Consider the following 19,165-nt stretch of genomic DNA (forward strand, 5'->3'; position numbering starts at 1 on the left):
GCGTGGAGAGTTGAGTAGACATAGACATTTTTGATTATTCTTATAGGTTAAATTGGTCAACTTACGGCTGGATCGTCTTATTTTTTTTCCTGTGTGTCTAGGGGTAAGGGCGGTTGCTTGTGCTTTTGCTTCTGTGGGAGCGGGCTGGCTCGCGACTCAGGCCCGCCCCAGCAGGGAGTAAGGCGGTTTGTTTAAGGCGCCGGGTTTGGCTGTTCCTTGTGGATCGCTTCGATGCCGGCGAGCACTTCATCGGACAATTTCAGGCTGAAACTGTCGATATTGCTTTTGAGCTGCGCCATCGTCGTCGCGCCAATAATGTTGCTGGTGACGAACGGTTGTTGCGTGACATAGGCCAAGGCCATTTGCGCCGGGTCCAGGCCATGTTCGCGGGCTAATGCGACATAACGCTCGCTGGCAGCCACGGCTTGCGGGTTTGAATAGCGCGAGAAGCGGCTGTAGAGGCTCAGGCGGCCCTTTGGCGGTTGTGCGCCGCCACTGTATTTGCCTGAGAGCATGCCGAACGCCAGGGGCGAATAGGCGAGCAGGCCGCATTGTTCGCGAATGGCAATTTCCGCCAGGCCGACTTCAAAGCTGCGGTTGAGCAGGTTATAGGGGTTCTGGATCGAAACGGCGCGTGGCCAGCCACGGCTTTCGGCCAGCTGCAAAAACTTCATGGTGGCCCACGGCGTTTCATTTGACAGGCCTATGTGGCGGATTTTGCCGGCCTTGACCTGTTCGTCCAGCGCTTCGAGGGTGTCTTCCAGAGGGGTGAAGTCTTCGTCGGCGTTGTGCTTGTAGCCAAGCTGGCCGAAAAAGTTGGTGCTGCGCTCGGGCCAATGCAGCTGGTAAAGGTCGATCCAGTCGGTTTGCAGGCGTTTGAGGCTGGCGTCCAGGGCTTGCACGATATGGGTGCGGTTATGCTTGAGGCTGCCGTCACGGATGTAGTCGATACCATTGCCGGGACCAGCGATCTTGCTGGCCAGTACCCAATCGGCACGATCGCCGCGTTCCTTGAACCAGTTACCGATATAGCGCTCGGTAGTGGCATAGGTTTCGGCCTTGGGCGGGACCGGGTACATCTCGGCGGTATCGATAAAATTGATGTTGGCGTTTTTTGCGTATTCGATCTGCTCGAAGGCTTCAGCCTGGGTGTTCTGCTCGCCCCAGGTCATGGTCCCGAGGGCGATTGCGCTTACGTCCAGATCGGTTCGGCCCAGCTTGCGATAGTCCATCGGGTGCTCCTTCGGGTAAACAAACATAAAAGCAGGTTGTAATTTTTTGCGCAATCTGGATAATTGCCGTCCTCTTTCTGCGGTGGAAGTGATGCGCCGCCCGCCGAAGAATCTTGCCGTTGAACGGACGCGCTGACCCGAGCCCCCGATAGCGTCTGTATCCGGCTGCCTTTGACTTGTCAAAGTACGCACTATTCAGTAAGATCCGCCGTCTAATTTACAGGGCGGCCCCTGAGGCTATAAAGAATGAAAACTTTTACTGCTAAACCGGAAACAGTTACGCGCGACTGGTTTGTCGTCGACGCTGCTGGCCAGACACTGGGTCGTCTGGCCACCGAAATCGCGAGCCGTCTGCGTGGCAAGCACAAGCCTGAATACACTCCGCACGTTGACACCGGTGACTACATCGTTGTTATCAATGCCGAGCAGATTCGTGTCACTGGTGCTAAAACCACTGACAAAATGTACTACTCTCACTCCGGTTTCCCGGGCGGGATTAAGTCGATCAACTTCGAAAAGCTGATCGCCAAAGCTCCTGAACGCGTGATCGAGACCGCGGTTAAAGGCATGCTGCCTAAAAACCCGCTGGGTCGCGACATGTACCGTAAGCTGAAAGTCTATGCGGGCGCTGTACACCCTCATACTGCTCAGCAGCCCCAAGAACTGAAGTTTTAACGGAATAGTTCATTATGTCGGCGACTCAAAACTACGGCACTGGCCGTCGTAAAACCGCAACTGCACGCGTTTTCCTGCGTCCAGGTACCGGTAACATCTCGATCAACAACCGCACTCTGGAGAATTTCTTCGGTCGCGAAACTGCCCGCATGGTAGTTCGTCAGCCGTTGGAACTGACTGAGACTGTCGAGAAATTCGACATCTACGTCACCGTGATCGGTGGTGGTGTAAGTGGTCAAGCTGGCGCAATCCGCCACGGTATCACTCGTGCACTGATGCAGTATGACGAAACCCTGCGTGGCGCTCTGCGCAAAGCTGGCTTCGTTACTCGCGATGCTCGTGAAGTTGAACGTAAGAAAGTCGGTCTGCGTAAAGCGCGTAAGCGTCCGCAGTACTCGAAGCGTTAATTCGCAGCTTCGTTCAAAAAAGCCCAGTCTCCTTCGGAGCTGGGCTTTTTTTATGGGTGATGATTTCTTGGTGTGACAACTTGCCACATCCAGCAAACGCCTATACTACAAGGCTTGTAGCCGCCCCAGAGCGGTAATTACCTTGTAAGACTAGGGGCTTTTCATTACCATTCTGCAAAATTTTTATAAGTTCAGATGCAAATTTAGTAGATGCCTGATTTAACAGGCCACAAAGCTGATGGGAGAGGACTGAATGAGCAATGACGGCGTAAATGTCGGCCGGCGTCGCTTCCTCGTAGCAGCCACATCCGTGGTGGGTGCTGCAGGAGCGGTGGGGGCGGCGGTCCCGTTCGTGGGGTCGTGGTTTCCCAGTGCCAAGGCAAAAGCCGCGGGCGCACCGGTAAAAGTGAATATTGCAAAGATCGAGCCAGGGCAGCAGATGATTGCTGAGTGGCGTGGTCAGCCTGTATTCATTGTCCGCCGCACCGAGGAAATCCTGGCGAATCTGAAAAAGATTGAAGGGCAGCTAGCTGATCCTGAGTCCTTGAGTTCTGATCAACCTGAAAACTCAAAAAACGAGTGGCGGTCTATCAAGCCAGAAGTTTTGGTGTTGATCGGTATTTGTACTCACCTGGGTTGCTCGCCTACTTTCCGTCCGGAGGTCGCACCTGTCGACCTGGGCAAGGATTGGGTCGGGGGTTATTTCTGCCCTTGTCATGGTTCGCACTATGACCTGGCCGGCCGCGTCTACAAGTCGCAACCTGCGCCGCTGAACCTGCCAGTGCCTCCTTACTACTATGTAGATGGCAGTGACAGCATCATTGTCGTTGGCCTTGAAGGGGAGAGCGCGTAATGAGCAAGTTCATGGATTGGGTAGATGCCCGCTTCCCCGCTACCAAGATGTGGGAAGACCATCTCAGCAAGTATTACGCGCCGAAGAACTTCAACTTCTTCTACTTTTTTGGCTCCCTCGCATTGCTCGTTCTGGTTAACCAGATCGTTACCGGTGTGTGGCTGACCATGAGCTACACGCCGTCGGCAGAAGAAGCTTTTGCTTCTGTCGAATACATCATGCGTGACGTTGAATACGGCTCCATTTTGCGCTATCTGCACTCAACGGGTGCGTCGGCGTTCTTTATTGTCGTGTATCTGCACATGTTCCGTGGCTTGCTCTACGGCTCGTACCAGAAGCCGCGTGAGCTGGTCTGGCTGTTCGGCATGATGATTTATCTGGCGCTCATGGCTGAAGCCTTCATGGGCTACCTGCTGCCTTGGGGTCAAATGTCCTACTGGGGCGCCCAGGTGATCATCTCGCTGTTCGGTGCGATTCCGGTTATCGGTAACGACCTGACCCAGTGGATTCGTGGTGACTACCTGATTTCCGGTATTACCCTGAACCGCTTCTTTGCCTTGCACGTGGTGGCCTTGCCTATCGTGATTCTGGGTCTGGTAGTGCTGCACGTTCTGGCCTTGCACGAAGTCGGGTCCAACAACCCGGACGGCGTGGACATTAAAAAGCATAAAGACGAAAACGGCGTACCGCTGGATGGCATTCCCTTCCACCCGTACTACACCGTGAAAGATATCGTCGGCGTGGTGGTGTTCCTGTTTATCTTCTGCTCGATTGTGTTCTTCTTCCCGGAAATGGGTGGTTACTTCCTGGAAAAACCGAACTTTGAACAGGCTAACGCCTTTAAAACGCCGGAACACATTGCGCCTGTCTGGTACTTCACACCGTTCTACGCGATCTTGCGAGCCATCCCGGACAAGCTGCTTGGCGTCATTGCCATGGGCGCCGCGATTGCCGTTCTGTTCGTGCTGCCTTGGCTTGACCGCAGCCCTGTTAAATCCATGCGCTACAAAGGCTGGATGAGCAAGGTGTGGCTGTGGGTGTTCTGCATCTCGTTCGTGATTCTGGGCGTGCTGGGTGTACTGGCGCCAACCCCGGGCCGTACGCTGCTGTCGCAAGTGTGTACGTTCCTGTACTTCGCTTACTTCATTCTGATGCCGTTCTACACCAGGCTTGAGAAGACCAAACCGGTTCCGGAAAGGGTGACTGGCTGATGAAAAAGCTATTTGCTGTATTGATGCTTGCGGTGATGCCTGTGTTCTCCTTCGCGGCTGAACAGGGTGTGCACCTCGACAAGGTCGACATCGATGTTTCTGACAAGGCTGCCATGCAGGACGGCGCGCGTACGTTCGCCAACTACTGCATGGGCTGTCACAGCGCCAAGTTCCAGCGCTACGAGCGTGTAGCAGACGACCTGGGTATTCCCCATGAAGTCATGCTCGATAACCTGGTGTTCACCGGTGCCAAGATTGGCGACCACATGAACATCGGTATGCAGCCTGCTGACGCCAAGGCCTGGTTCGGTGCTGCACCGCCAGACCTGACGCTGGTAGCTCGTGTACGTGGTACTGACTGGCTGTACAGCTACCTGCGTTCCTTCTATGAAGACCCGTCCCGCCCTTGGGGTGTGAACAACAAGGTCTTCCCGAACGTAGGTATGCCGAACGTTCTGGCGCCGCTGCAAGGTCGTCAGGTTGTAGGCTGCAAGCAAGTACAGATCGTCGAAGACGGCAAGAAGCAGTATGATCCGCTCACCGGCACACCTTTGACACATGAAGCGTGCGACCAGCTGACAGTGCTGCCAAAAACCGGCGCGCTGACTGAAGAGCAGTTCGATGAGAAGATCAAGAACCTTGTGACCTTCCTGGCCTACTCGGCCAACCCGGTGAAGCTGGAGCATCAGCGCATCGGTACTTACGTGCTGCTCTACCTGGCCTTCTTCTTTGTATTCGCTTATCTGCTCAAGCGCGAATACTGGAAAGATGTGCACTGATATAGTTACACGCATTGCTGTTAATCGTGCGCGCCCGAGGGTGTCTCTGAAAAGGTAACAGTGCAGGACAAGTGGCAAGCGGGGTCCAACGACCTCGTTTGCCCAGGTTCTGCGGTTATCGGAGGCTTCCCTTGGGCGCGTTCGTTTTTCCGCTCCCGATAATTTCAACAAGCGAGGAGGACCGCCATGGGCGTGACCAATCGGTTGGCCTGTTACTCCGACCCCGCCGACCACTATTCCCACCGAGTACGCATTGTGCTCGCAGAGAAAGGTGTCAGCGCCGAGATCATCAGTGTGGAGGCGGGCCGTCAGCCGCCGAAGCTGATCGAAGTGAACCCTTACGGCAGCCTGCCAACCCTGGTCGATCGTGACCTGGCGTTGTGGGAGTCGACTGTGGTGATGGAATATCTGGATGAGCGTTACCCGCATCCGCCGTTATTACCGGTTTATCCGGTGGCGAGGGCCAATAGCCGTCTGCTGATCCATCGCATTCAGCGCGACTGGTGTGGGCTGGTGGATTTGATTCTGGATTCGCGCACCAAAGAGCCTGCCCGTGTTCAAGCGCGCAAAGAGCTGCGTGAGAGCCTGACAGGTGTGTCTGCGTTATTTTCAGATAAACCTTTTTTCCTCAGTACCGAGCTAAGTCTGGTCGACTGCTGCCTATTGCCGATACTCTGGCGTTTGCCCATTCTGGGCATTGAATTGCCGCGGCCAGCCAAGCCGTTGCTCGATTATATGGAGCGCCAGTTTGCGCGTGAGACTTTCCAGGCGAGTTTGTCTGAAGTCGAACGCGACATGCGCTAAGGCTTTAGGAGCCCTCGATGAATTCAAGTCGACCTTATCTGGTGCGTGCGCTGTATGAGTGGATCGTTGATAACGACTGCACTCCGCACATGCTGGTTAACTCTGACTACCCGAAGGTACAAGTGCCTGCGGGTTTTGCCAGTGACGGGCAGATTGTCCTGAATGTTTCGCCAACCGCCGTGCGTCAACTGCACATGGACAACGAAGCAGTGAGCTTTGAAGGGCGTTTTGGTGGTGTGCCACACACGTTGTACGTGCCTATCCCTGCGATCTTGGGCGTTTACGCTCGAGAGAACGGCCAAGGCATGGTGTTTGACCTGGAAGAGCCTCTAGGGGGTGATGACGAGGTTGAGCCGGATGACGATGGGCCGCAACCCGAGCCGCCGCGCCCTACGGGCCGGCCAAGCTTGAAAGTGGTCAAGTAATAAAAAAGGCGACCTGAGAAGGTCGCCTTTTTTGTGTCTGGCAGTTGGGTGCTGTCAGTCGATGTACTCGAACAGTTTGACGATTTTCTGCACCCCGGAAACACCCTGCACCAGACTGGTGGCGCGGGCAGCTTCTTGCTTGGTTACCAGGCCAAGCATGTAGACGATACCGTTTTCGGTGACGATCTTGATCCGTGAGCCGGGAATTGCGTTGTCGGTCAGCATCTGAGTCTTGATCTTGGTGGTCAGCCAGGCGTCGTTGTTACGCGCAAGGATCGACGACGGGGCCATGACTTGCAGCTCGTTATTGACCTTTTTGACCCGCTGAACGGCGGCAGCAGCCTGCTCTGCCTGGGCCTTGAGGTCGGCGCGCGGGGTTTGGCCTGCGAGCAGTACGATGCCGTTGTAGCTGGTGACAACGATATGCGAACCGGTGTCCAGATCCGGGCTGGCCTTGGCCACGTTCACGGCGACCTTGGTTTCGATCAGGGAGTCGTCGATCTTGCTGCCGAAAGTGCGCGTGCCGCGGTCATCTTCAATGGGCTTGTCGCGGGTGGCTGTCAGTACCGAGCTGCAGCCGGCAGTCAGGCCGAGGCATAACGTCAGCGCGACAAGGCTAAGGCGATTAAAAGTCATTCTTCACTCCCGAACAGTTGGCTGTCGATCAGATCGCACAAGCAGTGGATCGCCAGCAGGTGGACTTCTTGAATACGTGCAGTGACATTGGACGGGACGCGAATTTCGACGTCCTCGGGCAGCAGCAGTGAGGCCATGCCGCCGCCATCGCGGCCAGTCATGGCAACGACGATCATTTCACGATCATGCGCGGCTTGAATGGCCTGGATGATGTTTGCCGAGTTGCCGCTGGTGGAAATAGCCAGCAGCACGTCGCCGGGTTGGCCTAGTGCGCGAATCTGTTTGGAGAAGATCTCGTTGAAGCTGTAATCGTTGGCGATCGATGTGATCGTCGAAGTATCTGTGGTCAGCGCAATGGCGGGCAGGCTTGGGCGCTCGCGTTCAAAGCGGTTGAGCAGTTCGGATGAAAAGTGCTGGGCGTCACCTGCTGATCCGCCATTGCCGCACGAAAGCATTTTGCCCTCATTGAGCAGGGCGTTAACCATCACCTGGCTGGCTTGCTCGATATGGGGGGCGAGCACTTCCATGGCCTGCTGCTTGGTGTCGATGCTGGCCTGAAAAAGCTGGCGAATCCGGGATTGCATGTCCATCTATGTGACCTTAAGTAGGGCGGCTGGTCGGGCGTGATCCAGGTGTTCCTGAGTGACTTCCCGGCACAAAAATGTGCAGCCAGCAAAGCAAAGCAAAATCGTTTAAAAAAGGGTGCTGGAATCGGCCTGGCAGCGTTATTGGCTGTCAAAGGCATTCCGTAGCCAGTTCAATTGGGGTGTTGCGCTGTCCATGGTCACCACGTCAAATCGGCATGGGTGATTGGCCCAGCGCGTCTGGCGCTGTAAAAAATACTGAGCGGCAAGTATCAGCTTTTGTCGCTTGCGAGCGTCAATGCTGGCCAGTGCGCCACCCCATTGCGCGTGTTGTCGGTAACGAACTTCGACGAATACTACTGTATCGCCGTCAAGCATGACCAGATCCAGCTCGCCACGCTTGCATGACCAGTTCTGCGCCAACAGGCGCAAACCCTGTTGCTCAAGATGCCGCAACGCCAGGCGTTCGGCATCCTTGCCAGTTTGCTGGCTTGAGCGCTCGGGCATCAGTTAGGAGTATCAGGCAGGCGTTGAGGCTGGCCATTGGTGAACTCGGCCCACGGCAGTTGACGCTCTACACGTTGCGCCGGGCTCATGCTCAGGCTGCCTGACAAGCCGTCAATCCGGCTATCGGGCAGGGCTTTCAACTGGCCCAGGCTCGATGTCAGGCGATAGGCGTCGATGCCCATTGCATACAGGCGCCCCAGGCTGCCGCCGGCTTGTGGCCATTGCGCTGTTACTTGCTGGCGCAACGGGTTTGCAGGGTCGAGCAGCCAAGGTGTTTCACAAAAACGGATACCGTTCATGTCGTTGTACTGATTTTGGTCGCCGCTGGCACTGAATACATGGGAGGTCGCGTAAACCGGGATGTCGCCTGCGTACTGGTAGTTCAGGGTCGGTTTGATCTGCTGGGCCTGCTGAGGGGTAGCGGCCAGGAAGATAAATTCCATGTCGTGGCGACGCGAAGGTTCGGCAGCACTGCCACCGGTTTTACGCAGTTGCACCAGGTCAGCGACCTGCTGGGCCAGTGCTACGGGCTTGTCGATATGCTCAACGCCGACGATGGTGCCGCCATGGGCTTCCCATTCCTGGCGGAACGCCTTGAGTACGCGATTGCCCCACTCGCCGACGGGCACCATGGCGCCAGCACGGGTCAGGCCGTCGGCCCGGGCGCGGCGAGCCACTTCGCGGGCTTCATCTTCAGCCGCCAGACCGAACTGGAACAGTTGTGCGGGGGCTTGTGCGCCCTCGCTGTAGTTCAGAGCCAGGGTGGTGATTGGCAGCTGTTGGCGGGTGCTGAGCTGTTTGACCAGTGGTTTTTCCAGCGGTCCCACCACCAGTTGCACGCCATCGGCTTGCGCCTTGCGATAGAACTCATCCAGCGATGTCAGGCGCGAGCTGTCATAGAACTGAATGCTCGGCGGGTTTTGTCCGGCCTGTTGAGCCTGGTAGTGGGCAGCCATAAAACCATCACGCAGTGCTTTGCTGACTGAGGCCAGTTGGCCCTCTTGTGGCAGCAGCAAGGCAATTTTGGTCAGCGGCTGGCTGGCCAGCTCCTTGAGTTTGATCAGCGGTGTTGGCAGTTGGATGGCAGCCGGATGAGCGGGGTTCTGTGCGCGCCATTGATCGATGGCGTTTTGCTGATCCTGCAAGGTGCCAGCGCTCTTGACGGCCAATGCCAGGGACATCCATCCACCCAGTACATCGTTGCTCTGCGTGCGCAGTTGATCGACCGGCAAGGCGGCAACCAGTGCCCAAATGGCTTCATTGTTACTGTTGGCGGCATCGCCGGTCAGGCTTGAGCTCATCGCTGCGCGTTCGCGTGCGGCCGCCAGCGTCTGGCCGTCGGCCTCAAGGGCGCGGGCGTGAACGGTGTGCGTGCGTACTTGCAAGTCGGCTGGCAGCTCGCCGAGAACCGACATGCTCGGGTGGCTCAGTGCAGTCAGCGCGGCCTTGGGGTCGTTGCGGCTCATTGCCAGCTCAGCTGTCAGCGTGCTGGCAAATACTTGCTGGGCGGGTTTGAGCTGATCCAGCGGAACCAGGGCCAAAATCTGTGTGGCGCGGGTATTGTTCTGCTGGCGCAGAGCAAGGTCGGCAGCTGACAAGCGCAGCAGCGCGGCCTTCTCCGGATTTGTGCTCTCGGATGCCTGCTGGAGCAGTTGCTCAAGGCTGGCGTCCGGGGTCCGTGGAAGTTCGCCAAGGCTGGACGAGGGCGAGCTGGCGCAAGCCGCCAACAGGGCAGCAAGGCAGAGGGCAGTGAACAGCCGCAGGCAAGCGATCATGTAGTGTTCCTGATACTCGATCAAATGAGTGGAGAAGTGTACCCAAGCGTTGGCCGGGGCGCGATGTTACCGGCAATAAAGCCTGAATTTAGATGAGTTCTGTACGTTGTAACGGTGAAAGTTTACCCGGTTGGCGCTTTGTAGCCTGCAGGGTGGGTGCGTTCATGAGGGCTCTACGCGCTACAATGGCGCCTTTAACTCTTATGAGGTGTGCGTTTTGACTGCTCCAGGTGATTTGAATTCCGTTCTTGGCTCACTTTATGTGGTGGCCACGCCCATCGGTAACCTGGACGACATCAGTGCGCGTGCCCTCAAGGTGCTGCGTGACGTGTCGCTGATTGCGGCCGAAGACACGCGCCACTCCTTGCGCTTGCTGCAACATTTCGGCATTTCCACGCCGCTGGGTGCCTGTCACGAGCACAACGAGCGTGATGAGGGTAGCCGCTTCATTCAGCGTTTGCTGGCGGGTGAAGATGTTGCACTGATCTCCGATGCCGGTACGCCGTTGATCTCCGATCCGGGTTATCACCTCGTGCGTCAGGCGCGCGCTGCCGGGGTCAGGGTTGTGCCTGTGCCGGGTGCCTGCGCCTTGATTGCCGCCCTGTCTGCGGCGGGATTGCCTTCTGATCGCTTTATCTTTGAAGGGTTCTTGCCTGCCAAGGCTGTTGGGCGTCGCTCGCGCCTGGAATTACTGAAAGAAGAACCGCGCACGCTGATTTTTTATGAGGCGCCGCACCGTATTCTTGAATGTCTGCAAGATCTTGAGCTGGTATTTGGCCCTGACCGTCCGGCGTTGCTGGCGCGTGAGCTGACCAAAACCTTCGAAACACTCAAGGGGTTGCCGCTGTCCGAGTTGCGCGCATTTGTTGAAGGCGACAGTAATCAGCAGCGCGGTGAGTGTGTTGTGCTGGTTGCAGGCTGGACTGCACCTGAAACGGACGAAGTGGTCAGCAGTGAAGCCATGCGTATTCTCGATCTGTTGCTTAAAGAGATGCCACTCAAGCGTGCGGCGGCACTTGCGGCTGAAATAACGGGTGAGCGCAAAAATGTGCTGTATCAAGTTGCGTTGGAAAAGCAAAAAGTTGAGTAATGACTAGTAGTAAGTGATGGCATTTTGATGTCTTTGTGTGTTTGAACCTGCTGTTAAAGGCTGCGAGTCGGGTAAATGAAGCAGTCTTGCGGCTTTTAACGCTTGTTCTATACGCTCTGTACAGTTAACCTTCGCGCCGGAGAGTCGATTGGACAGTCGCTGCCTTCTATGAAAATTAGAGGGGGGAGGAAAGTCCGGGCTCCATAGGGCGAAGTGCCAGGTAATGCCTGGGAGGCGTGAGCCTACGGAAAGTGCCACAGAAAATAACCGCCTAAGTGCTTCGGCACCGGTAAGGGTGAAAAGGTGCGGTAAGAGCGCACCGCACGACTGGCAACAGTTCGTGGCTAGGTAAACCCCACTTGGAGCAAGACCAAATAGGGTTCCAAGGCGTGGCCCGCGCTGGAACCGGGTAGGTTGCTAAAGATGTCCAGTGATGGCCATCGTAGACGAATGACTGTTCACGACAGAACCCGGCTTACAGATCGACTCTCCACCTTTTTCTCTTCTGCTTGCCATGCAGGCAGATTGCTACACCCGCAATCGCTTAATCCCCTCGCAATCTTTTACAAGAACATTCCCGACGTAATGCCAAAAAGTTCTTACTCTTAACAAACTACTTTAAGTTTGAAGACTAGAGCATTGAATTTGTTGCGCGTAGCTCGTCAAAAAACCCTCCCGCTTACTGCTCCACGTCTATTTCCCCTCCTAAATCTCAGTAATGTAAGGGTTTTCCTGTGGGCCGCTCCTTGACGGTGTGGTGGGCGCATTCCTATAGTGTGCATAAGTGGTGGAAAGTGGCATAAAGTGGGTTTTTTAGACGTAAAACGCTAATATTTGGAGAAGCGATCAATGTTTCGCGGAGCCAACGCAATCAGTCTCGATGCCAAGGGCCGTCTCGCAATGCCGAGCCGGTACCGCGACGAGTTGATTTCGCGTAGTTCCGGACAACTGATCGTGACCATAGATGCGGTCGATCCCTGCTTATGTGTGTATCCACTTGATGAGTGGGAACTGATTGAAACCAAGCTGCGGGCGTTGCCTTCGTTGCGTGAAGAAAACCGCCGTTTGCAACGTCTGTTGATTGGTAATGCCGTCGATCTTGAGCTCGATGGCAGTGGTCGTTTTCTGGTGCCGCCGCGTTTGCGTGAATATGCCAAGTTGGATAAGCGCGCGATGTTGGTGGGGCAGTTAAACAAGTTTCAACTGTGGGACGAGGATGCCTGGGAAGCTGTTTCTGCCGCTGACCTTGCAGCCATTCAACAACCGGGCGCCATGCCTGACGAACTGCGTGATTTAATTCTGTGACTATAGATAGCGGCTTCAACCACATCACCGTACTGCTCGACGAAGCCGTAGAGGCTCTCGCCGTACGTCCTGATGGATGCTATCTGGATGGCACCTTCGGTCGCGGCGGACATAGCCGCCTGATTCTCCAGAAGCTTGGTCCCGAGGGGCAACTGCTCGGGTTTGATAAAGATCCACAGGCAATTGCCACCGGGCAAGCGCTAGCGGCCGAAGACGGCCGCTTTGTTATTGTGCAGCGCAGCTTTGCTGAAATGGGATCCGAAATTGCCGATCGCGGTCTGGCCGGCAAAGTAGACGGTATCCTGCTCGATCTGGGCGTGTCTTCGCCGCAGCTTGACGATCCTGAACGCGGCTTCAGTTTTATGAATGACGGCCCGCTGGATATGCGCATGGACCCGGATCGCGGGATCAGCGCTGCCGAGTTCGTCAACAGTGCATCCCAGGAAGAAATTGCCCGCGTATTCAAGGAATATGGCGAAGAGCGCTTTTCCGGGCGCATGGCGCGTGCTGTTGTAGAGCGTCGCGTTATCAAGCCCTTTGAGCGCACTGGTGACCTTGCTGAAGTCCTGAAAGTGGCCAATCCGGCCTGGGAAAAAGGCAAGCACCCGGCAACCCGCACCTTCCAGGGTTTGCGCATTCACGTAAACAACGAGCTGGGCGACCTTGAAGCAGGCCTTGAGGCTGCATTGGAGTCTCTGGCAATCGGCGGCCGTCTGGTCGTGATCAGCTTCCACTCCCTTGAAGATCGCATCGTCAAATTGTTCATGCGCAAGTTGGTCAAGGGCGAACCTGACAACCTGCCGCGTGGCTTGCCGGTTCAGCACGTCGCGTTTGTGCCGAAAATCAAAATTCATGGCAAGGCCCAGACTGCCTCTGACGCAGAACTCAAAGCCAACCCGCGCTCGCGCAGCGCTGTAATGCGCGTCGCGGAGAAGCTTCGTTGAACAAGCTCTTCGCCAAACCACTTCCCGGCGGAAGTTTTTTCATGCTGCTGCTATTTATTGGCGTGCTGGTTTCGGCTGTGGGCGTTTCTTACAGCGCCCACTGGAACCGCCAACTGCTCAACACCCTGTACGGGGAGTTGAGCGTGCGTGACAAGGCGCAAGCAGAGTGGGGCCGTTTGATTCTCGAGCAGAGCACCTGGACGGCCCATAGCCGTATCGAAACACTGGCCAGCGAACAACTGAAAATGCGCATTCCGGGCGCAGCAGAAGTTCGAATGGTGGCGCCATGATCAAACTCGAGGGCGCACTCTATCCGTGGCGTTTTCGTGTGGTGCTGGGATTGCTGGCACTGCTGGTAAGCGCTATCGCGTGCCAAATCGTTTATCTGCAAGTGATCGACCACGACTTCCTCAAGGGCCAGGGCGATGCACGCAGCTTGCGTCATATCCCGATTCCTGCGCACCGTGGCCTGATTACTGACCGCAATGGCGAACCGCTGGCCGTGAGTACGCCGGTGACCACCCTGTGGGCCAATGCCAAGGAAATGCAGGTAGCCAAGGACCGTTGGCCAGCCTTGGCGCACGCGCTTGGGCAAGACCCTAAAGTGCTGACAGCGCGGCTGGAGCAGCAAGCCAACAAAGAATTTATCTACCTGGTCCGGGGCCTGACTCCTGAACAGGGCCAAGTCGTGCTCGACCTCAAAGTGCCGGGCGTTTATGGCATTGAAGAGTTCCGCCGCTTTTACCCTGCGGGTGAAGTGACGGCGCACATGGTCGGCTTTACCGACATCGATGACAAAGGTCGTGAAGGTGTCGAACTGGCCTATGACGAGTGGCTGGCCGGGGTTCCAGGCAAGCGGCAAGTGATCAAGGACCGACGCGGGCGTCTGATCAAAGACGTGCAAGTGACCAAAAACGCCAAGGCAGGGAAGACCTTGGCGTTATCGATTGACCTGCGCCTGCAATACCTGGCCAACCGCGAACTGCGCAACGCGCTGGTCGAGAACGGTGCCAAGGCTGGCAGCCTGGTGATCATGGACGTGAAGACCGGCGAAATTCTGGCCATGGTCAACCAGCCCACCTACAACCCCAACAACCGTCGCAACCTGCAACCGGCGATGATGCGTAACCGCGCCATGATCGACGTGTTTGAGCCGGGCTCCACGGTAAAACCGATTTCGATGAGTGCTGCACTGGAAACCGGGCGCTGGAAGCCGACCGACAAGGTTGAGGTTTATCCGGGCACGTTGCAGTTGGGCAAATACACCATTCGTGACGTATCCCGTACCGAAGGTCCGGTCCTCGACCTGACCGGTATTCTGATCAACTCCAGTAACGTGGGCATGAGCAAGGTAGCCTTCGATATTGGTGGCGAAGCGATCTTCCGCCAAATGGCCAAGATGGGCCTGGGACAAGACACCGGCCTGGGCTTCCCGGGTGAACGTGTCGGCAACCTGCCCAACTACCGCGAGTGGCGCAAGGCAGAAACCGCGACCCTGTCTTACGGCTACGGCGTGTCCGTCACCGCGATCCAGTTGGTTCACGCTTTCTCGGCATTGGCCAACAACGGCAAGCTTGCCCCGTTAACGCTGCTTAAAACCGACAAGCCGCCACAGTCCGTACAGGTCATGCCTGAAAAAGTAGCGAAGACAGTTCAGGGCATGCTCCAGGAAGTTATCGAAAACCCGCGTGGTGTATGGCGTGCCAAGGTTCCGGCGTATCACGTCGGCGGCAAGTCAGGTACGGCGCGTAAAACATCGTCCGGTGGCGTCAAAGGCTACGCGGTGAACTCTTACCGTTCGCTGTTCGCTGGCTTCGGCCCGATGAGCGACCCGCGTTACGCAATCGTTGTGGTTATCGATGAGCCGAGCAAGGCGGGCTACTTCGGTGGTCTGGTCTCCGCTCCGGTATTCAGTAAAGTCATGTCCGGCACTCTGCGTCTGATGAACGTGTCCCCGGATAACCTGCCAACGGCAGCGGAGCAACAAGCAGCGGCAACCGCTGCAGCAGCCAAAGGAGGGCGCGGCTAATGTCCCTGAGTCTGAACAAGATTTTCCCTCACGCCGGTCACGATCTGCTTATTCGTGAGTTGACCCTCGACAGTCGCAACGTGCGCGCAGGTGATTTGTTCCTTGCGGTGCCCGGCGGCAAGCTCGATGGCCGTGAACATATAGCTGATGCTTTGAAGCGCGGCGCTGCTGCGGTGGCCTATGAAGTGGACGGTGCTGATGTACTGCCTATCTCGGCAGTTCCGCTGATTCCGGTAAAAGGCCTGGCGGCCCAGTTGTCGGATATTGCCGGGCGTTTTTATGGCGAGCCAAGCCGTCACCTCAATCTGGTTGGCGTGACCGGCACCAACGGCAAGACCAGCGTCACTCAGCTGGTGGCGCAAGCGCTTGACCTGCTGGGTCAGCACTGCGGCATCGTCGGCACATTGGGCACTGGCTTTTATGGTGCGCTGCAAAGCGGTCGCCATACCACGCCGGACCCAATTGCTGTTCAGGCCATGTTGGCCGACCTGAAAAAGGCCGGGGCCAAGGCGGTTGCCATGGAGGTTTCCTCCCATGGTCTGGATCAGGGCCGGGTCAGTGCATTGGCGTTCGACGTCGCGGTGCTGACCAACCTGTCCCGCGACCACCTGGATTACCACGGCACGATGGAGGCTTACGCCGCCGCCAAAGCCAAGCTGTTTGCCTGGCCGGATTTGCGTTGCCGGGTGCTGAATCTGGACGACCAGTTCGGTCGCCAACTGGCCTCTGAAAAGCACGACTCGCGCTTGATCAGCTACAGCCTTGAAGACAGCAGCGCTACGTTGTATTGCCGCGATGCGACTTTCGATGACGACGGCGTGCGCGCCACGGTGGTGACTGCCCAAGGTGAGCACCTTCTGCGTAGCGCCTTGCTCGGACGCTTCAACCTGAGCAACGTGCTGGCCGCTGTTGGCGCCTTGTTGGGGTTGGATTACGCACTGGACGAAATTCTCGCCGTGCTGCCAAGGCTGGAAGGTCCGGTCGGCCGCATGCAGCGTCTGGGCGGCGGCAGCAAACCGCTGGTGGTGGTCGACTATGCCCACACCCCGGACGCGCTGGAAAAAGTATTGCTGGCGCTGCGCCCTCATGCCAAAGGCAAGCTGCTGTGCCTGTTCGGCTGTGGCGGCGACCGTGATCGCGGCAAGCGTCCGTTGATGGCGCAAGTGGTTGAGCGTTTGGCTGACGGGGTTCTGGTCACTGACGACAACCCACGTTCAGAAGCCCCTGCGCAAATTTTTGATGACATCCGTGTTGGCTTTGTTGCGCCGCAGAACGTCACGTTTTTGGCAGGTCGCGGTGATGCCATCGCTCAAATCATTGCCGGTGCCAGCGTCGAAGACGTGATCGTGCTGGCAGGTAAAGGTCACGAGGACTATCAGGAAATCAACGGCGAACGCCACGACTTCTCTGATCTGGTCGAAGCCGAAAAAGCGCTCAATAGCTGGGAGGCGGCTCATGCTTAAGCCTCTGTTGTTGAGTGAAGTTGCCGTTGCCCTGCAGGGGCGTGTGGTTGAGGCGGACTGCCGCTTCAATGGCGTCAGTATCGACAGCCGGGCGATCACCAAGGGGCAGTTGTTTATTGCACTGACCGGTCCGCGCTTTGATGGCCACGATTACCTGAATGAAGTTGCAGCCAAGGGCGCTGTTGCGGCCTTGGTCGAGCGCGAAGTGCCCGAGTCGACGTTGCCACAACTGGTGGTCAAGGATACCCGCGAAGCCCTGGGCCGATTGGGTGCGCTCAATCGTGCCGGTTATGACAAGCCGGTTGCGGCCATTACCGGTTCCAGTGGCAAGACCACCGTCAAGGAAATGCTTGCCTGCATTCTGCGTACCCGTGGCCCGGTGCTGGCGACCAAAGGCAATTTGAACAATGATCTGGGCGTGCCGCTGACGCTGCTCGAACTGACATCGGAGCACACGGCTGCGGTAATCGAGTTGGGTGCTTCGCGTGTTGGCGAGATCGCTTATACCGTCGCCATGACCAAGCCGCATGTTGCCGTGCTCAATAATGCTGGCACCGCTCATGTGGGCGAGTTCGGCGGGCCGGAAAAAATCGTCGAGGCCAAGGGCGAGATTATTGAAGGGCTGGATGCTGATGGCATCGCGGTTCTGAATCTGGATGACAAGGCATTCGCCATCTGGAACAACCGGGCTGCCGGGCGCAAGGTGCTCAGCTTCGCACTCGCCAACCCTCAGGCTGACTTTTATGCCAGCGATCTGACCCGCGATGCACGGGGTTGCCCAGGTTTCACATTGCACAGCCCGCTGGGTGCCGAACCGGTTCAACTGAACCTGCTGGGCAACCATAATGTGGCTAATGCATTGGCTGCGGCGGCAGCCGCACATGCCTTGGGTGTCTCGTTGTTTGGCATCAAAACCGGTCTTGAAGCTGTGTTGCCGGTCAAGGGCCGTGCGGTCGCGCAAATGACTGGCACAGGTCTGCGAATTATTGATGACACTTACAACGCAAACCCCACCTCAATGTGTGCTGCCGTTGATATACTCGCCGCCTTTTCCGGCCGCACCGTCCTGGTGCTCGGAGATATTGGCGAACTGGGTGAGTGGGCGGAGCAAGGACATCGTGAAGTAGGCGCTTATGCCGCCGACAAAGTTTCAGCGCTCTATGCGGTGGGACCCATGATGGCTCATGCCGTCACAGCATTTGGACACCAGGCTCGTCACTTCGCCAATCAGGCTGACCTGATCAAGGCGCTTCGCGCTGAGCACGAAACAAACACCACTATTTTGATCAAGGGCTCGCGCAGCGCAGCGATGGAAAACGTCGTTGCGGCTTTGTGCGGTTCCAGCGGGGAGAAACATTAATGCTGCTGCTGCTAGCGGAGTATCTGCAACAGTTCTACAAAGGCTTCGGGGTCTTCCAGTACCTGTCCCTGCGCGGGATTCTCGGGGTACTGACCGCGTTAACCTTGTCGCTGTGCCTGGGGCCGTGGATGATCCGCACCCTGCAAAACCGTCAGATCGGCCAATCGGTACGTAATGACGGCCCGCAATCGCATTTGTCCAAATCCGGCACCCCGACCATGGGTGGTGCACTGATTCTGTCGGCGATCACTATCAGCACGCTGTTGTGGGCTGACTTGAGCAACCGTTATGTGTGGGTCGTGATGATCGTGACCCTGCTGTTCGGCGCCATCGGCTGGGTTGACGACTACCGCAAGGTAATCGAGAAAAACTCCCGTGGCCTTCCGAGTCGCTGGAAGTACTTCTGGCAGTCGGTGTTCGGTCTGGGTGCAGCGATCTTCTTGTACATGACGGCGCCAAGCGCGGTTGAAACCACGCTGATCCTGCCAATCCTCAAAGATGCCAGCATCCCGTTGGGTATCGGCTTTGTGGTACTGACCTACTTCGTGATCGTCGGTTCGAGCAACGCGGTCAACCTGACTGACGGCCTCGATGGCCTGGCGATCATGCCTACCGTAATGGTCGGCGGCGCGCTGGGGATCTTCTGCTACCTGTCGGGTAACGTGAAATTCGCCGACTACCTGCTGATCCCGTATGTGCCGGGCGCAGGTGAGTTGATTGTGTTCTGTGGCGCATTGATAGGCGCCGGTCTCGGGTTCTTGTGGTTCAACACTTACCCGGCACAAGTCTTCATGGGTGATGTCGGCGCACTGGCGCTGGGCGCTGCCCTGGGCACTATCGCGGTGATCGTGCGTCAGGAAATCGTGCTGTTCATCATGGGCGGTGTGTTCGTGATGGAAACCCTGTCCGTGGTGATCCAGGTAGCGTCTTTCAAGTTGACCGGCAAGCGGGTGTTCCGCATGGCGCCGATTCATCACCACTTTGAACTTAAAGGTTGGCCCGAGCCACGAGTGATCGTCCGTTTCTGGATTATCACCGTGATCCTCGTATTGGTCGGCCTTGCCACGCTGAAGCTGAGGTAGAACC

Annotated in this window: 20 protein-coding genes and 1 other RNA gene; 16 read left to right on the plus strand and 5 right to left on the minus strand. The window is 56.9% G+C overall.

The window, feature by feature from the left end; translation table 11 throughout:
- Nucleotides 1-191: 191 nt before the first annotated feature.
- A complete protein-coding gene (locus N7D90_RS04050; protein ID WP_261740992.1) occupies nt 192-1,232 on the minus strand; it encodes an NADP(H)-dependent aldo-keto reductase in 1,041 nt (346 codons plus the stop codon).
- Nucleotides 1,233-1,478: 246 nt separating this feature from the next.
- On the opposite strand from N7D90_RS04050, the gene rplM reads away from it, so the two are divergent.
- The 7 genes from rplM to N7D90_RS04085 all read left to right on the plus strand — a co-directional run bounded on the left by rplM (nt 1,479) and on the right by N7D90_RS04085 (nt 6,386).
- Nucleotides 1,479-1,907 (plus strand): 50S ribosomal protein L13, encoded by a 429-nt coding sequence (gene rplM / locus N7D90_RS04055; RefSeq protein ID WP_048359182.1) that lies wholly within the window; start codon nt 1,479-1,481, stop codon nt 1,905-1,907.
- 14 nt (nt 1,908-1,921) lie between these two features.
- Nucleotides 1,922-2,314: a 30S ribosomal protein S9 gene (gene rpsI / locus N7D90_RS04060; RefSeq protein WP_003216038.1), complete on the plus strand. Its 393-nt coding sequence runs from the start codon at nt 1,922-1,924 to the stop codon at nt 2,312-2,314.
- A gap of 253 nt (nt 2,315-2,567) precedes the next feature.
- The gene (gene petA, locus N7D90_RS04065; protein ID WP_261740993.1) at nt 2,568-3,167 is read left to right on the plus strand and encodes a ubiquinol-cytochrome c reductase iron-sulfur subunit; all 600 of its coding nucleotides are present in this window, start codon (nt 2,568-2,570) and stop codon (nt 3,165-3,167) included.
- Nucleotides 3,167-4,378 (plus strand): cytochrome b, encoded by a 1,212-nt coding sequence (locus tag N7D90_RS04070; protein ID WP_261740994.1) that lies wholly within the window; start codon nt 3,167-3,169, stop codon nt 4,376-4,378. The genes petA and N7D90_RS04070 overlap by 1 nt, the downstream gene beginning before the upstream one ends.
- Entirely contained in the window at nt 4,378-5,157 is a 780-nt protein-coding gene (locus N7D90_RS04075) for a cytochrome c1 (RefSeq protein ID WP_261740995.1), read from the plus strand. The genes N7D90_RS04070 and N7D90_RS04075 overlap by 1 nt, the downstream gene beginning before the upstream one ends.
- 186 nt (nt 5,158-5,343) lie before the next feature.
- Nucleotides 5,344-5,961 carry a glutathione S-transferase N-terminal domain-containing protein gene (locus N7D90_RS04080; protein WP_261740996.1) on the plus strand — a complete coding sequence of 206 codons (618 nt, stop codon included), beginning with the start codon at nt 5,344-5,346 and terminating at the stop codon, nt 5,959-5,961.
- A 17-nt stretch (nt 5,962-5,978) separates the two neighbouring features.
- Nucleotides 5,979-6,386 carry a ClpXP protease specificity-enhancing factor gene (locus N7D90_RS04085; protein ID WP_261740997.1) on the plus strand — a complete coding sequence of 136 codons (408 nt, stop codon included), beginning with the start codon at nt 5,979-5,981 and terminating at the stop codon, nt 6,384-6,386.
- A 54-nt stretch (nt 6,387-6,440) separates the two neighbouring features.
- Here N7D90_RS04085 and N7D90_RS04090 read toward each other — a convergent pair whose 3' ends face one another.
- From N7D90_RS04090 to N7D90_RS04105, 4 genes are all read right to left on the minus strand, one after another.
- Nucleotides 6,441-7,022 (minus strand): BON domain-containing protein, encoded by a 582-nt coding sequence (locus N7D90_RS04090; protein ID WP_261740998.1) that lies wholly within the window; start codon nt 7,020-7,022, stop codon nt 6,441-6,443.
- The gene (locus N7D90_RS04095) at nt 7,019-7,612 is read right to left on the minus strand and encodes a phosphoheptose isomerase (protein WP_016779517.1); all 594 of its coding nucleotides are present in this window, start codon (nt 7,610-7,612) and stop codon (nt 7,019-7,021) included. The genes N7D90_RS04090 and N7D90_RS04095 overlap by 4 nt, the downstream gene beginning before the upstream one ends.
- 135 nt (nt 7,613-7,747) lie before the next feature.
- The gene (locus tag N7D90_RS04100; protein ID WP_261740999.1) at nt 7,748-8,113 is read right to left on the minus strand and encodes a YraN family protein; all 366 of its coding nucleotides are present in this window, start codon (nt 8,111-8,113) and stop codon (nt 7,748-7,750) included.
- Nucleotides 8,113-9,888: a penicillin-binding protein activator gene (locus N7D90_RS04105; RefSeq protein ID WP_261741000.1), complete on the minus strand. Its 1,776-nt coding sequence runs from the start codon at nt 9,886-9,888 to the stop codon at nt 8,113-8,115. The genes N7D90_RS04100 and N7D90_RS04105 overlap by 1 nt, the downstream gene beginning before the upstream one ends.
- 235 nt (nt 9,889-10,123) lie before the next feature.
- Between N7D90_RS04105 and rsmI the strand changes: the two genes are divergently transcribed.
- The 9 genes from rsmI (at nt 10,124) to mraY (ending at nt 19,161) form a co-directional block, all read left to right on the plus strand.
- Nucleotides 10,124-10,978: a 16S rRNA (cytidine(1402)-2'-O)-methyltransferase gene (gene rsmI / locus N7D90_RS04110; RefSeq protein ID WP_261742371.1), complete on the plus strand. Its 855-nt coding sequence runs from the start codon at nt 10,124-10,126 to the stop codon at nt 10,976-10,978.
- A 140-nt stretch (nt 10,979-11,118) separates the two neighbouring features.
- Nucleotides 11,119-11,472: RNase P RNA component class A (rnpB, locus tag N7D90_RS04115), an RNA gene on the plus strand.
- Nucleotides 11,473-11,827: 355 nt separating this feature from the next.
- Nucleotides 11,828-12,283 (plus strand): division/cell wall cluster transcriptional repressor MraZ, encoded by a 456-nt coding sequence (gene mraZ / locus N7D90_RS04120; protein ID WP_019408593.1) that lies wholly within the window; start codon nt 11,828-11,830, stop codon nt 12,281-12,283.
- Entirely contained in the window at nt 12,280-13,227 is a 948-nt protein-coding gene (rsmH, locus tag N7D90_RS04125) for a 16S rRNA (cytosine(1402)-N(4))-methyltransferase RsmH (RefSeq protein WP_410012060.1), read from the plus strand. The genes mraZ and rsmH overlap by 4 nt, the downstream gene beginning before the upstream one ends.
- Nucleotides 13,224-13,517, plus strand: coding sequence for a cell division protein FtsL (ftsL, locus tag N7D90_RS04130; protein ID WP_019823808.1), 294 nt, complete (start codon nt 13,224-13,226; stop codon nt 13,515-13,517). Before rsmH ends, ftsL begins: the two co-directional genes overlap by 4 nt.
- Nucleotides 13,514-15,256 (plus strand): peptidoglycan D,D-transpeptidase FtsI family protein, encoded by a 1,743-nt coding sequence (locus N7D90_RS04135; RefSeq protein WP_395246656.1) that lies wholly within the window; start codon nt 13,514-13,516, stop codon nt 15,254-15,256. The genes ftsL and N7D90_RS04135 overlap by 4 nt, the downstream gene beginning before the upstream one ends.
- Complete coding sequence (locus tag N7D90_RS04140) at nt 15,256-16,719, plus strand: UDP-N-acetylmuramoyl-L-alanyl-D-glutamate--2,6-diaminopimelate ligase (RefSeq protein ID WP_261741001.1); 1,464 nt, start codon at nt 15,256-15,258, stop codon at nt 16,717-16,719. The genes N7D90_RS04135 and N7D90_RS04140 overlap by 1 nt, the downstream gene beginning before the upstream one ends.
- Nucleotides 16,712-18,079 (plus strand): UDP-N-acetylmuramoyl-tripeptide--D-alanyl-D-alanine ligase, encoded by a 1,368-nt coding sequence (murF, locus tag N7D90_RS04145; protein ID WP_261741002.1) that lies wholly within the window; start codon nt 16,712-16,714, stop codon nt 18,077-18,079. Before N7D90_RS04140 ends, murF begins: the two co-directional genes overlap by 8 nt.
- Nucleotides 18,079-19,161: a phospho-N-acetylmuramoyl-pentapeptide-transferase gene (gene mraY, locus N7D90_RS04150; RefSeq protein WP_261741003.1), complete on the plus strand. Its 1,083-nt coding sequence runs from the start codon at nt 18,079-18,081 to the stop codon at nt 19,159-19,161. The genes murF and mraY overlap by 1 nt, the downstream gene beginning before the upstream one ends.
- Nucleotides 19,162-19,165: the final 4 nt, after the last annotated feature.

The organism is Pseudomonas fragi (assembly GCF_025426255.1).
Classification (GTDB): domain Bacteria; phylum Pseudomonadota; class Gammaproteobacteria; order Pseudomonadales; family Pseudomonadaceae; genus Aquipseudomonas; species Aquipseudomonas kulmbachensis.